Source organism: Pseudomonas sp. UMAB-08 (assembly GCF_900095225.1).
Classification (GTDB): Bacteria; Pseudomonadota; Gammaproteobacteria; order Pseudomonadales; family Pseudomonadaceae; genus Aquipseudomonas.
This window is the reverse complement of record NZ_LT607414.1, coordinates 243,140-256,977: the sequence shown is the minus strand read 5'-3', so window position 1 is coordinate 256,977 and position 13,838 is coordinate 243,140. Positions and strand designations below refer to the sequence as shown.

The 13,838-nt window shown below is 57.3% G+C and carries 10 protein-coding genes and 1 pseudogene; 3 read left to right on the top strand and 8 right to left on the bottom strand.

Annotated elements, in window-relative coordinates:
* Positions 1-187 precede the first annotated feature (187 nt).
* The 3 genes from K0F75_RS01165 to nahK all read left to right on the top strand — a co-directional run bounded on the left by K0F75_RS01165 (position 188) and on the right by nahK (position 5,350).
* On the top strand, positions 188-1,372 hold the full coding sequence (locus tag K0F75_RS01165) for a porin (RefSeq protein WP_219059931.1): 1,185 nt from the start codon (positions 188-190) through the stop codon (positions 1,370-1,372).
* Between the two features lie 242 nt (positions 1,373-1,614).
* Complete coding sequence (nosP, locus tag K0F75_RS01160) at positions 1,615-2,781, top strand: nitric oxide-sensing protein NosP (protein WP_219059930.1); 1,167 nt, start codon at positions 1,615-1,617, stop codon at positions 2,779-2,781.
* Positions 2,708-5,350, top strand: a complete 2,643-nt coding sequence (gene nahK / locus K0F75_RS01155) for a hybrid sensor histidine kinase/response regulator NahK/ErcS' (RefSeq protein ID WP_219059929.1) — start codon at positions 2,708-2,710, stop codon at positions 5,348-5,350. The genes nosP and nahK overlap by 74 nt, the downstream gene beginning before the upstream one ends.
* Here the strand turns inward: nahK and K0F75_RS01150 are convergent, their stop codons facing one another.
* From K0F75_RS01150 to K0F75_RS01115, 8 genes and pseudogenes are all read right to left on the bottom strand, one after another.
* Positions 5,351-6,016 carry a response regulator transcription factor gene (locus K0F75_RS01150; protein WP_219059928.1) on the bottom strand — a complete coding sequence of 222 codons (666 nt, stop codon included), beginning with the start codon at positions 6,014-6,016 and terminating at the stop codon, positions 5,351-5,353. It abuts the gene before it with no gap.
* 54 nt (positions 6,017-6,070) lie between these two features.
* Positions 6,071-6,634, bottom strand: a complete 564-nt coding sequence (locus tag K0F75_RS01145) for a PQQ-dependent catabolism-associated CXXCW motif protein (RefSeq protein WP_219059927.1) — start codon at positions 6,632-6,634, stop codon at positions 6,071-6,073.
* Positions 6,635-6,755: 121 nt separating this feature from the next.
* A complete protein-coding gene (locus tag K0F75_RS01140) occupies positions 6,756-7,547 on the bottom strand; it encodes an ABC transporter permease (RefSeq protein ID WP_219059926.1) in 792 nt (263 codons plus the stop codon).
* Positions 7,544-8,311, bottom strand: a complete 768-nt coding sequence (locus K0F75_RS01135) for an ABC transporter ATP-binding protein (protein ID WP_219059925.1) — start codon at positions 8,309-8,311, stop codon at positions 7,544-7,546. Before K0F75_RS01135 ends, K0F75_RS01140 begins: the two co-directional genes overlap by 4 nt.
* Positions 8,308-9,267 (bottom strand): YVTN family beta-propeller repeat protein, encoded by a 960-nt coding sequence (locus K0F75_RS01130; protein WP_219059924.1) that lies wholly within the window; start codon positions 9,265-9,267, stop codon positions 8,308-8,310. Before K0F75_RS01130 ends, K0F75_RS01135 begins: the two co-directional genes overlap by 4 nt.
* A 35-nt stretch (positions 9,268-9,302) precedes the next feature.
* Positions 9,303-10,487, bottom strand: coding sequence for an ABC transporter substrate-binding protein (locus K0F75_RS01125; protein ID WP_219059923.1), 1,185 nt, complete (start codon positions 10,485-10,487; stop codon positions 9,303-9,305).
* Between the two features lie 404 nt (positions 10,488-10,891).
* Positions 10,892-12,487, bottom strand: coding sequence for a methyl-accepting chemotaxis protein (locus tag K0F75_RS01120; protein ID WP_219059922.1), 1,596 nt, complete (start codon positions 12,485-12,487; stop codon positions 10,892-10,894).
* 600 nt (positions 12,488-13,087) lie between these two features.
* Positions 13,088-13,564: pseudogene (locus K0F75_RS01115) on the bottom strand (DUF932 domain-containing protein); the annotation flags it as partial.
* Positions 13,565-13,838: the final 274 nt, after the last annotated feature.

Below are 13,838 nucleotides of genomic sequence, written 5' to 3'. Positions count from 1 at the left end.
GCGGGTGGGGCGCGAGGTGCAGTACTTAAGTTTCGATCCATGTTGTAACGGTAGTCTTACACCTTGCTTGGCGGGTTATACCCGCCAACCTAAAGCACTGACACATTGCGGCCAAGGCAGCGTATGGCTGAGGGCCAGACCTTTTGATAATCGCCTCCGACATCTCGTCCCTGTTGCGGAGCGCGCCATGCACAACAATAAGAATTTTCAACGTCGATTCCTGCCTGTGCTTATTGCCGGCCTGTCCACCCTCAGTTTGAGCCAACTGGCCAATGCCGAGATCATGCTATATGACAAGGACCAGACGACATTTTCCACCGACGGTTACGTCAACACCTTCTACGTGAACAGCAAAGTTGACCGGGCGGGCGATCAATATGATCGTAACCAGGCACGGGTGAAAATGGGCTTCTTGCCCAACTACATCGGCTTCAACATGGGCAAGCAAGTCGATGATCTGAAGCTGGGCGCTCGTGCGTCGCTCTGGGTCACCATCAACGATAGCCAGACTGATGGCACGGCTACCGCCATCGATGTCCGCCAGTTCTACGGCACCGTCGCCAAACCCGAGTGGGGTGAGGTGCTGATCGGTAAGGACTTTGGCCTGTTTGCACGCTCCAACATCCTGCTCGACGAAATGCTTTCCGGCTATGGTCAGGTCAGCGATAGCCTGGGCCTGGTAGACGGTGGCGGGGTGTCGTTCGGCAACATCGGTACCGGTTATCCGTACCCGTTTCCCACCTCGCAGATCACTTACCGCACGCCGGTCATGGACGGTCTGCGGGTCGCAGTGGGCATCATGGACCCTGTTGACACCAATGACAGCAGCGCACTGGGCAAGGCATACCAGAAGAATCCACGGACCGAGAGCGAGGTTACTTACCAGTTCGATGTGGCCGGGGCGAAGATCTACAGCTGGGTCAACGGCAGCTATCAAACCTCGGACAACACCGATTCGAGTGTGAATTCGGTCACGTCAAAAGGGCTGGGTTATGGGGTTCAGGCGAAGATGGGCGGCTTGTCTCTGACCGGTTCGGGTTTCCAGGCCAAGGGTATCAACCCGTTCTTCACCAACAATGCCGGCAAGGCGACGCTGCGTGAGGTAGACAGCGTTGGTTACCTGATGCAGGGCTCCTACAAGCTGGGCAAGAACCGCCTGGCGCTGTCGTACGGCAAAACCAATGACGATGGCAACGGGGTGGTCGGCAGCGGCGCCGATTACGATACGCGTGGTATCGCGCTGTTCCATGACGTCAACGACAGCCTCAAATTGGTGGTCGAGTACAACCAGTTCAAAATCCGTGGGCATGACACCGTCGCCCAGAACGAAGACACCAATACCTTTGCCGTGGGTGCTGTCCTGACCTGGTAATCAGGCGGGATTCACACGCGACGCCTGGTCAAAGGCCTGCTTCCACAGGGAATATGCACTCCACTGTGGACGCGGGCTTTTTTGCGCAAGCGTTATGCCAGGCACCCTGAGTCTGTTTAAGCGCCTCAATGTGGCGGTCTCATCCTATCGGAGTGGCTACCCACTACCCAAGTAGGATACGGGGCCGGGTCCAGTCTTCGTAGACTGGCCTATCAGACAACGCACTTTCGGGAGGCGACTATATGCAGCAAGCCCAAACCGACGGCGTAGTGAGCGCGATGTCGATGGCAACCGGGGCGCAAGAGGTGGCGCAGGAACTGGCGCGGCAACTGTTGCATCCGCACTTGGGCTTCGTGCTGTTCTTCTGCTCGGCTGAATACGATTTACAGGCCTTGGGTGTCGCCTTGCAGCAAAGCTTTGGAGGCATTCGCGTGGTCGGCTGTACCAGCGCCGGCGAAATTACTCCCGAGGGTTACGGCCGTGGTTGTGTGACGGCGGTGGGCTTTGATCATCGGCATTTCTCTATTGCCGCTGAACTGATTGATGAAATGGAACGCTTCAGCCTGATCGACGCCCAGCAAATGGTCGAACGACTGGTTGGAGATTGTCGGAGCAATACCCTGGCGCCGATCAAAGGCAACAGTTTCGCCCTGACGTTGCTCGACGGCCTGTCCAGCCGCGAGGAGATGGTCCTCGCCGCGCTGAGTGCAGCCCTGGGCGATATCCCGCACTTCGGTGGTTCTGCCGGAGACGATAATTACCTGACCCACACTCACGTGTATTTTGGCGGCGAATTCCACAGTGGCGCCGCGGTGGTGCTGTTGGTCAATACCTGGCTGGACTTCGAAGTTTTCACCACGCACCACATTCTGCCGCGTGCGGAAAAACTCGTGGTCACCCGTGCCGACAGCACCATGCGCCGGGTTTACGAGCTTAATGCCGAGCCTGCAGCCGAGGAATATGCGCAGATCATCGGGGTGCCGGTGGCCGAACTCAATCACCGGGTTTTTGCTGCGCACCCGTTAGCCGTTCGCATCAACGATCAGTACTACGTCAGGGCTATTCAACAGGTCAACCATGACCTGAGCCTGAGTTTTTACTGCGCGGTGGAGAACGGCATTGTGCTGACTGCCATGACCCCGGGTCCGTTGCTGCCCAACCTGCAGGGCCTGTTCGACGGCTTGCAGGAGCGTTTGGGCTCGTTGTTGCTGACCATAGGCTGCGACTGCTTTCTGCGGCGCATGGAGCTGGAAGCCGATGGCAGCGTCCAACAGATTGGCGACTTTCTGCGCGAGCATCGGGTGATAGGTTTCAACACCTACGGAGAACAGTTCAATGGCATGCACATCAACCAGACCTTCACCGGCGTTGCCATTGGACGAAACCGTGCAGCCTCCTTCCCCCGCTGAATTGCTCGAGCACATCGCACAACTGCAACGGGATAATCAAAAGCTGCGGCGGATCAACACGGCCCTGATTGAGCGGGTCGAGTCCGGTACCGCGCGTGGCAATGATTCTTATGCGGCCTTTCAGCATTCGGTGGTCCTGGCCGAACAGGTCAGGGAGCGCACCGATGCGTTGAACCATGCGATGGCCGAACTCAAGGCCAGCAATCACCTGCTCAGCGAGGCCCGCCTGCGCGCTGAAACGGCGCACCAGCATCTGGTGGATGCCATCGAAAGTATTTCCGATGCGTTCGTGCTGTTTGATGAGGACCAGCGCATCGTCCTGTTCAACAGCCGATTCAAAGCGTTCTGGGCCAACAGCCGGGTGCGGATTATCGGTGGTATGCGTTTGGCGGAGGTCAAGCGTCTGATGGCCAGCACCGGGCTGTTTATCGAAGAACCACGGCACAGCGCTGACGAGCACCTGTTGTATCGTCTGAACGACGGCCGCTGGTTGCAGGTCAGTGAGCGACCGACCCGAGAGGGCGGCCGGGTGATCCTGTTTACCGACATCACCGAAGTCAAAGTCAACGAAACCGTGCGCCGCGAACAGGCCGTCGCGCAGAAGTCGCACCTGCTGCAGAGGGCTGTCGATAACCTGTCCCAGGGTGTGGCGATGGTTAATGCCGATGGCATTCTGGAACTGTGGAATCGGCGCTTTCTGGAGTTGAGCGGGCTGGCCCCGGTCGCCGCGCACCGGCCTTTTGCCGAGGTGATCGCTGACAGCGAGCTGGATCTGCTGACACCGGCCAGCCGCGACGCCAACGGTCGAGTGATCCATGAGCGGGAACAGCGGTTGTTCGACGGGCGGGTCCTTGAAATCCGCACGCATCCATTGCCGACCGGCGGTTTCGTCAACACCTTCACCGACATCACCGAACGCTATCAGCATGCTGAAGCCCTCAGCGAAAGCGAGCGCTGGATTCGCCTGATTACTGACCACGTACCTGCGCTGATTGCTTACCTGAACGCCGACCTGGTCTATGAGTTCACCAACAAGGTGTACGAGGAATGGTACTGCTGGCCGCGCGGCGTGATGCTCGGGCAGAGCCTGCGCGAGGTTCACAGCGAAGAGCATTATCAGCGTCTGGAAACCTATGTTGAACGCGCCCTTGCCGGGGAAAGCGTGACCTTTGAATGCCCCGAGATCAACATCAACAATCAGGAGCGATACATGCTGCGCTCCTACGTGCCCAACCGTTTGGCCAGTGGCGAAGTGGTCGGCATTTTTGTGTTGATCCGGGATATCACCGAGCGCCGCCGTACCGCCGAAGCCTTGCACCAGGCCTATCAGAACCTTGAGCTGCGCGTCCGCGAACGCACGGCCGAGCTGACCACCCTCAACAGTCAGCTCCTGCGCGAGATCGACGAACGCAGTCGCGTAGAGTCGCGCCTGCGTGAAGCCAAGCTCGAAGCCGAACAGGCCAACCTGTCGAAAACCAAGTTTCTGGCCGCTGTCAGTCATGATCTGCTTCAGCCGCTAAACGCCGCACGCCTGTTTACCAGTGCCTTGCTGGAGCGACGCGAGCCGGTGGCCAATGCGATTCTGGTGCGTAATGTCAGCAATTCGCTGGAAGACGTGGAAAATTTACTCTGCACGCTGGTGGACATCTCAAAGCTTGATGCCGGTGTGATCAAAGCCGATATCGCGCCGTTTGCCCTGAGCGAACTGCTGGAAAACCTGGCCGTCGAGTATGCGCAAATTGCCAGCAGCGAGGGCCTGGTTCTGAAGTTCGTGCCGTGCTCGGTGCTGGTACGCAGCGATATTCAATTGCTGGCGCGTATTCTGCGCAACCTGCTGAGCAACGCCATCCGATACACCACCACCGGCCGCGTGGTGTTGGGGTGCCGTCGGCATCGTCAGCGTCTGTCTATCGAGGTCTGGGACACGGGCATCGGTATTGCCGAGAACAAGCTGGAGGAGATTTTCCAGGAGTTCAAACGCGGCGATGTGCAACGGCCGAATCAGGATCGCGGGCTCGGGCTCGGGCTGGCGATTGTCGAAAAAATCGCAGGCATACTGGGGCACAAGGTCAGCGTACGTTCCTGGCCCGGCAAGGGCTCGATGTTTTCCATTGAGGTGCCGGTGACCCTCAGCGCGCCCAAGGCGCTCGTGCAGTCGTGCATTACCGAACCGATGATGGAACGCTTGCGGGGTGCGCGTATCTGGGTGCTGGACAACGATGCGGCAATTTGCGCCGGCATGCGCACCTTGCTCGAAAGCTGGGGCTGCCAGGTGGTGACCGCACTCTCTGAGCAGGACCTGGCGCGGCAGGTAGAGAATTACCATGCCGACGCGGACTTGCTGATTGCCGATTACCACCTGGACGATGACAAGAATGGCGTCGATGCGGTGGCAACGATCAACGCCCGACGCGGCTCACCCTTGCCGGCGCTGATGATCACGGCCAATTACAGTAACGAACTGAAGCTGCAAATGCGTGAGCTGGGCCACACCCTGATGCACAAGCCGGTGCGGCCGATGAAGCTCAAAACCGCGATCAGCCATTTACTGGGCCGATCGGCAGTCTGATCAACGCCGCAGGTACGCAGCGAAATCGATATCCCCGGCGCTGAGAATCGCCTGCACGCGGTTATGCACGTTGAGTTTGCGCAGGATTGCCGAGACATGGGCCTTGACCGTGGTTTCGGCAATTTCCAGGGTGTAGGCGATCTGTTTGTTCGATTCGCCCTTGGTCATCCGTTCCAGCACCAGCAATTGCTTGCGGGTCAGGGCTTGCAGCAACTCAGGTGGGAAGTTCGGTGCGTTGTTCATGCTGCGCCGGGTGCCGGGCCTCTGTGCCCGAATGATGTCCGAAGGCAGGTAGACATTTCCGTTGAGGATCTGCTCGATCGCTTCGGTCATTTGCGCCCGTGGCGAAGACTTGGTGATAAAGCCCACCGCACCGTAAGTAATGGCTTGCAGCACAATTTGTTTGTCTTGTTCGGCGGACACGATCACCACAGGAATAGTGGGGGCCTCGTTGCGCAGATTGATCAGGCCATTAAGACCGTGCATGCCAGGCATATTCAAATCGAGCAGAATCAGGTCGAGGTCGTCATGGGTCTGGGTCAGTGCCAGCGCGCTGTCCAGATCTGCCGTTTCCATCACTTCGCTGCCCGGAAATCCGTCGCTGATGACGTTGGCGATGGCTTCGCGAAACAGAGGGTGATCGTCTGCGATCAGAATTTTATACATAGCCTTTCACCTCGTTATTTTGATTATGGTGTGGCGCGGGGGCGGGCCTGTTGCTCAGGGAAAGGGTTCGGGTTGGGCCGGCTGTACGGGTAAATTGGCCGCCTGCCAGGCATCGAGGCCATCGCGGTACCAATAGAGATCGCTGTAGCCCAATGCAGAAGCTCGTTTTACCGCGTTCCAGCTCAGCCAGCAATCGGCGCGGCAATAGAACACCAAAGGTTGATCCTTGCGTCCAGCCGTTGCTTTTTGCAAATTTCGCGAAAAATAGTCCTGCCATTGCGGAGTGAGCTCGCCGTCGCCGCTGTTGGCCAGCCAATGGCTGCCGGGGAGGTTGGCGTGGGGTTCGTCTTCGATAAAACGACCCTCCAGCCATTGCCTGCGATAAACGTCGATCAACACCGGCCTGGAGGCTTGTTTCAGTAGTGTCTGTAAGTGCTCGGTGTCGATGATATGAGCACCTTCCACGTGGTCCGGGGTAGGGCTGCGATACAAGGTGAGACGATACCCGTCGGCGGAAAACAACGGGGTCTGTGCTTGGGCGACACTCAGACCCAGGCTTAACGTCAAAATAAGCGCCGCCAGGGAAGGGCGGAGTACGGGGCGTAGAGCGCACGGCATAGGGCGTTTCCTTTCTTGTTATCGCGGCATTACATGTCACCGACGGTGCTTTGTGAATGCGACGATAGACAGGTAAACCAGTACTAAAGTACTGGTTTACCTGTATTTGAGCGCTAGCGGCTCAGGTCGCCCGACGCAATGCCGCGTGCTGCGGATTGAAGGTCAGCACTGCCAGCAGCGAAAACAGCAGGCAAAGACCTACGCAGACCCCGAACGCCAGCGGGTTGAAGCGCTCATACAGGGCAAAGCGCACCAGCTCTACCGCATGGGTGAACGGGTTGAGCGCGCACAGCCAATACAGCCACTCGCTGGCTTCGCGCATTTTCCACAGCGGGTAGAGGGCCGAGGACAGGAAAAACAGCGGGAATATCACGAAATTCATGACCCCGGCGAAGTTCTCCAGTTGGCGGATCGCGTTGGACAGCAGCAGCCCCAGTGCGCTGAGCATCAACGCCACCAGCAACATCGCCGGCAAGGCAGCCAACAAGCCCCAGGCTGGCGGGTGCACGCCATAGACCCAGGCGATGGCGAGAAAGGCATAGACCTGGAGCAAGGAGATCAATGAGGTCGCGAGCAGCTTGCTGGCCAGCAGAAAGGCGCGCGGCAGTGGGCTGGTCAACAGCACGCGCATGCTCCCCATTTCCCGATCATAGACCATCGACAGCGAACCTTGCATGCCATTGAACAGCAGGATCATGCAGGACAGCCCCGGAACGATGTACACCTCGTACGGGATGTAGGTGTCATAGGGTTCGATGATCGCGATACCCAGCGCGGCGCGGAAACCCGCAGCGAACACCAGCAACCAGAGCAGGGGGCGTACCAGCGCACTGAGAAAACGCGTGCGTTGCAGAATGAACCGCAGCCATTCGCGCAGAACGATGCCGCTGAAACAGTGCCAGTAAACGCTCATCGATTCGCTCCTGTATGGGGGGCGGTTTGTAACGAAGGTAACGAAGGTCCCGTGGTCAGGCGGTGAAACGCGTCGCCAAGATCGCCGCCATGCTCCGCGCTTATCGCCGCAGCCTGTCCTGACGCGACCAGATGCCCTTGGTGCAGAATCAGCAAGTCATCCTCTTCTTGCACCTCATCGAGCAAATGCGTGGTCCAGAGCACGCTGATCCCGTGTTCGCGGCACAGGCTGCGCACATGGCGATTGAGTGCCAGACGACTGGCCGGATCGAGGCCGACGCTGGCTTCATCAAGCAATAGCAGGCGCGGTTCATGCAACAGCGCGCGGGCGATTTCTATCCGGCGGCGGTGACCGCCATTGAGCTCACGAACCCGCTCGCCACGCCGTTCAGTCAGCTGTTGGCGGGTCAGTTCCTCTTCGATCCGACTGTTTGCCTGACGCCGGGACATCCCGTGTAGTGCAGCGTGGTAGCGCAGGTTCTGTTCGACGCTCAAGTCCAGATCCAGGGTGCTCTGTTGAAACACAACCCCCAACTGGCGCAAAGCCGGGCGCGGGGTCTGACGAAGCGAGCAGCCGCCCACGCGGATTTCGCCGCGTTGCAGGTCGTAGAGCCGGGTCAGTAACGCGATCAAGGTCGACTTGCCAGCCCCGTTGGGGCCAAGCAGCGCCGCGAAACGTCCGGGCGCGAGACTGAACCCTACATGCCGCAGTGCTTCTCGGGCGCCATAGGCGAAGCTGACATCCTCCACTTCAAGGGCATTCATGGGGCGACAACCACGCCCCAAGGATAACGGCCGACCTTGATCGACTTGGTCACCTTGAGGCTGTTCACATCGATGACCGACACGTCGCCGCTTACGCCATTGGTGGCGAGCAATTGGCTCTGGTCTGGCGTAAAGGCCAACTGCCAGACCCTGCGGCCCACCAGCAAGTAATCGAGAATCTCAAGCGTCTTGGCATCGACCACGGCGATGTGGTTGGCCGGGCCCAGTGCGACGAAGGCATAGCGGCCATCGGCACTGAGCTTGATGCCCACAGGTTGAACCTTGTCCGGATGCACGCCCTTGATCTGGAAGGTCAGCGTCTTGAGGATCTTGCGGGTGGACACATCAATCACACTGACCGTGCCGCCGACTTCCGCCGAAGCCCACAGGCGGGAACCGTCTTTGTTGAACTCGACGAACCGTGGTCGCTGATCCACCAGGGTACTGTCCTTCAGAGTCTGGGTGCTGGTGTCGATCCAGTGCAGCATGTTCGTGGTTTCGCTGGTGTTGACCGCCCACTTGCCGTCAGGGCTGACGGCCATGCCTTCGGGCTCGACGCCAACATCGACCTGGGCCAGAACCTTGGAGGTTTCGGTGTCAATGACGGTAACCAAGGCATCGTCTTCGTTGGAGACATACAGCCAGCGGTCATTGGGGTGCAGGGCGAATTGCTCGGGGTCTTTGCCGGAGGGCAGTTCTTTGATGATCTTGTGCGTGGCGACGTCCATGACTTGCACGCGGTCCGAGTCGCTGGCGCAGATATACAGCAGCTTATTGTCATGGGACAGCAGCAACCCTCTGGGGCGCAGGCCCACGGGGAGTGTGTCGGTGACCTGCAGGGTCTGCATATCGATCAGGCTCAGGGTGTTGTCTTTTTCGTTGGAGACATAGGCAGTGGCCGCCAGGCTTTGCCCTATGACAAGCAGCAGGGCGGAGGCAATCAGGGTGCGACGCATGGCGTGGTCCTTTTTTTGGAATTATTAGAGGCAAGTCACTGGAAGTGGCAGGTTACTTCGGGCTTGTCGTAACCCAAGGTGTCGAGTTCGGTGACGGGGTGCAGAAAGCCGTCCTGGGGTGAAGTGCTGACCAGCGCCCGGGGTTGAACAATCGGGATTGGCTGCCGCAACTGGCCGTTCCAGGCGCGATAGCTGAGTTTGCGGCCCTTGAAACCGTCCAGCGGCAACTGGTCGCTCAGTTCTGCCTGGCGAATGACCATCGGGTCGGTCTGACGCAGTTTGGTCACTGCGCTGGCGATACTGCGGACGGCCATCCATGCGGCGAAATCCCGATCATTCATCCAGCGCCCGGCGAGGGCCTCGAAGCGTTTTTGCAGCTGCGCGGCACCGTAGGTTTCCACAGACTTGTGCCAGCCGACGGGAGTCAGTCCCTGAGTGCCCGCCACAGGTCGCGGATACCAGGTTTGATAAGGCACGTACTCACCAAAGTCGCCACGCTCATCCGCGACCAAAACCACATCGTATTCGGTGGTCTGGGTGAACAGCGGCATGTCGGCCTGGGCGCTGCGGCGCTGGTCGTTGTCAAAGCTCCAGGCTTTTTCGGCGACGATGGTGTGGCCGAAGCGTTTGGCGGCGCGGCGCAGGGCGGCCGCATACGCCTGGTCGTCCGGAGTCTGGCCGACGATCAACAGCCAGCGGTTCCAGCGCCTCACGGTCAGAAACTGGGCCAGGGCATCGGCGAGCATGGCCCGGCTCGGCAAGGTGTGCAGCACGTTGTTCAGGCACGCAGTGCTGCGCAGGCTGTCATCGGCGCTGCCAGCGTTAAACAGAAGGCTGTCGGGCAGGGCGGCACTGAGCTGGCGCAGGGTGTCGACGGGGGCGTTGACGACAAACAGCCGCAAGCCTTGCTGGTGAAGCGCCTGCGCGGCATCGAGCAAGGCTTGCGGGCTGTCGGCGTTGGCGGTTTGCAGGGTGTAGCTGTGATTGAGAAAGCGCCCGGTGCTATTGCTGTCGATGATCGCCAGTTCAGCGCCGCGCAGTCCGGCGTCACGGGGTTCGGGAATGATGTTTGACAGCACGGGGCCTGGGTCGGGGATAAAAGCCAGGTAGCCGATTTGAACCTTCATCTCCTCATTGGCGGCCTGGCTTTGGGTCGCCAACAAGGTCGCTGCGGCAAGGGTTAGCAGATAGATCAATCCGTAACGGACACGCTGACGCATAAGGCACTCCATACAGGTAGTGCCAGCATAGAAACCGATCGGAGGGAGGGGAATATGTAGAAAGTACCAGTCTGCCAGTACCAAGGTAGTAGGTTTACGGGGCGCCTTGGCCTGGCGGGGCGCTACTCTGTTTGGTACAGGACATATTCTGTGTTGCGGAAATCCTCGACTGCGCCGCCACCTCCTACGAATCGACCAGTTTCGGGCCGGAAGGGCTGAAGGGAGAGCGAGTTAGAGCGCTGTGTCTACCGGGTTCCACTGCCTCGCTATCGAATGCCAGTGCCGCCGAACATGCCTTGGACAGCTATGACTGGTGTCGTAGTTTCGGGCAAGGAGTTCGCAATCGTTTCCAATGATCAGGTCATCGATCAAGCTGACGCACTAAAAAAGTTATAGGCGCCTGTTCAAATAGAGAATCTCGACACCAGTCGACTCAGGTCAGTTGCGAGTTTGGACAACTCGCCACTGGCCACAGAGGTCTGGTTGGCTGCAGATGAGCTCTGGACGGAGAGGTCGCGGATGCTGACCAAGTTCTGATCCACGGAGCGAGCGACATGAGCCTGTTCTTCTGATGCGGTGGCGATCAACAGATTACGCTCATTGATGTCGGAGATGGCTGACGCTATCTCTGCAATAGCGACTCCAGCCTCATGGGCGATCGAGAGGGTCGCATTGGCTTCTCCGCTGCTTTGCTTCATCGACTGTACAGCTTTATGTGACCCGGCCTGAATCCCTTGGATCATCTGCTCGATCTCTTGGGTCGAAGTCTGGGTACGATGTGCAAGTGCCCGGACCTCGTCAGCGACGACGGCAAATCCACGGCCTTGTTCACCCGCGCGAGCGGCTTCAATGGCGGCATTCAAGGCCAGCAGGTTAGTTTGCTCCGCGATGGAGCGAATGACATCGAGGACCTTGGCGATGTCTTGGGTTTTTTGGGCCAAGTCTTCCATCTCATAACTGGTCTGATCGACAGTAATACTGAGTTTTTCAATCGAACCAATGGTCTGGCGAACCCGTTCCTGCCCTGTATTAGCGGCGCGTTCAGACTCCTGGGTCGAATGCGATGCCGAAACGGCATTGCGTGCGACCTCTTCGACGGCGGCTGTCATTTGGTTGACAGCGGTTGCCGCCTGTTCGGTCTCCATGCTTTGTTGCTGGATTCCTGCGCTGGACTCTCGTGTTACGGCGCTCATTTCTTCAGCAGCAGAGGCCAGTTGACTGGATGAGTCGGCGATGTGCCGGATCGTTGTCTGAAGGCTTAACAGCATCGTTGCCGTTGCTGTTTGAAGGTCGGTCAACTCGTCCGATCCTGAGATATCTACAGAGGTCCGAAGGTCCCCATCGGCGATTTTTTTGGTGGTGTTAAGCAGTGCCTGAATAGGCTGACTGATGCTTCGAGTGAACACCGTTGCAAGCAATATAGTGAGAATGATCGCAGTAACAATAAGGGCAATCGTTATGACCAGTCCGCTTTCAAAACTATCACGGGCTACCTGGCCGGAGTGTTCTGCGCCTTTTTCATTGATACGCAACAGTTCGCCAATTACGACTTGCAACGCTTTCGCTAAAGGGCTGGTGACGTCGCGGATAAAAATCATGCCCTCTGCCGCTGACTGATTTTTGCTAAGCACTATCAGTTCGTCGATTTTTGCTTCATATGCGAAAACGTAGGTTTTAACCTGCTTATATTTCTCGGCCTCCTCCGGACTTGAAATGAAGGGCGCGTAGGCTTCAGTGACTTGAGTCAGATCTGTTTTGAATTTTAGTAAGGGTTCGATAGATTCGTTACTTGTTCTGTCTTCTTCCATCGCAAAACGGCGGGCATCAAGACGAAGCAGTAACGTAGCCGCTTCGATTTTATCAGCGTGCTCGATGCTGGGTAGCCAGTTTTTCTCAAGCTCAAGCGCTGAAGAGTGCACCTCGTTCATTTTGTAAAGCACGGTGCCGCCCAGCGCGATGAGCAGCAGGCAAATAATGCCGAAGCTGAGCAGAGCCCTCATGGTTAGTCTAATGTTTCTTATCGACACGATGAGCACCTAGGGTGAGCCAGACGGTGTTGTCTGGGAATGGGCTTAAAGGACAGGCTGGTAATAGGAAATTATGTTGATGAATGATTTCAGTTACGGCTGTAAGTACATAAATATATCCCGTTGATGATAATTTGTTCGCTGCTGTTCATTCGCGGAACCCGTCCAGTGTTCAAGTAAAATCTGAAAGGTAATTTCATCAGCTTAGGAAAGGAGCCGTGTGGCTATGATGTACCTAATAGATATCAATGGGCAATCATAATTAAGGGTGGTGGGGCAGGTGTGCAATATTAAATTTCCGCAGTGGGTGCGTGGCGTGTTGCGCCGTCACTGAGTTTATACAAAAAAGAACAAGTTCGTTCAAGTTGGTGCGTATTCGCACATGTTAGTGCAGTCGCTTTCATGAATGGGCTCATGCCCAATAGTTTTTTGACGCAGAAATTTTAAGCATTGCTATTTCACCATTACCTTCAATAAATTCGAATTTATTTAGCACAGGACTATGAGCACCTTTTCAAGATCGATGAGTAATAGCGAGCAATCACTCAGTGAGACCGAAAGCCAAAAAAGCTTTTAGAGTCTAAAGGCCGCACAAATCGTAGTTGTTACAAGGTGTTTTTGCAGTGCTGCATGGCGTGCGCGTTGTTTGATCACCGCACCTTGGCTGAACCAAGCTGAGTCCATCCGATACTTATTACTCCTGGCTCGCCGCTCGTGATCGACCTATTCCGTGACCGCGTTGAGCAAGCCCCAGGCTGTTCCTTGAGCTGACTCCTGCGTCGATCCGCGACCCTGGCCTTCATATAGACTTTGTACTTTTCGCAGTGCCAGCTCGTTGGGCAGCACCTCCGGCAGCGGGCTGTTCGGGTTAGAGTCACAAAGCACGCTCATGAAGAAACCCATAGCCTCATGCCACTGGACTCAACGCTCGGCCAGATGGCGCATCCGATATATGAACTCGTCCCATTGCGAGACAGCGATCCCCAGTTTTTTCTTCACCGCCTGCGGATCGAAGCGGGTGTTGTGCGGCACCTTAATCGCGCGGGTGGATCAGGTGAAGTAGCAGGGTAAGTTGATGACCGCTTACCAGCAAGCCTGCTCCCGCAATGGAACGCAATCGTCCGGAGCGGCCTTGTCTGCGAACGCCATGCGGCGCGGCGTGCCTGCCTGACGGACCGCATCGTACCCGTTCAACGCAAACATATCTGCTCATTGCCTAGACCCGCTGAGCGTCAATCACTTAACAAGAATCTTCGCTACATGACTGCTAACCCAATTCGAATATTGCTTTTCTGCCGCTTGGTTGTCCCGCTGTTGAGCGGTT

Bases quoted from the DNA above. Each gene is read 5' to 3' on its own strand.
- nosP (WP_219059930.1), top strand. From the start codon at position 1,615: ATGCAGCAAGCCCAAACCGACGGCGTAGTGAGCGCGATGTCGATGGCA.
- nahK (WP_219059929.1), top strand. From the start codon at position 2,708: ATGGCATGCACATCAACCAGACCTTCACCGGCGTTGCCATTGGACGAA.
- K0F75_RS01145 (WP_219059927.1), bottom strand. From the start codon at position 6,634: ATGCCGTGCGCTCTACGCCCCGTACTCCGCCCTTCCCTGGCGGCGCTT.
- K0F75_RS01120 (WP_219059922.1), bottom strand. From the start codon at position 12,487: ATGAGGGCTCTGCTCAGCTTCGGCATTATTTGCCTGCTGCTCATCGCG.
- K0F75_RS01150 (WP_219059928.1), bottom strand. From the start codon at position 6,016: ATGTATAAAATTCTGATCGCAGACGATCACCCTCTGTTTCGCGAAGCC.
- K0F75_RS01125 (WP_219059923.1), bottom strand. From the start codon at position 10,487: ATGCGTCAGCGTGTCCGTTACGGATTGATCTATCTGCTAACCCTTGCC.
- K0F75_RS01130 (WP_219059924.1), bottom strand. From the start codon at position 9,267: ATGCGTCGCACCCTGATTGCCTCCGCCCTGCTGCTTGTCATAGGGCAA.
- K0F75_RS01140 (WP_219059926.1), bottom strand. From the start codon at position 7,547: ATGAGCGTTTACTGGCACTGTTTCAGCGGCATCGTTCTGCGCGAATGG.
- K0F75_RS01135 (WP_219059925.1), bottom strand. From the start codon at position 8,311: ATGAATGCCCTTGAAGTGGAGGATGTCAGCTTCGCCTATGGCGCCCGA.
- K0F75_RS01165 (WP_219059931.1), top strand. From the start codon at position 188: ATGCACAACAATAAGAATTTTCAACGTCGATTCCTGCCTGTGCTTATT.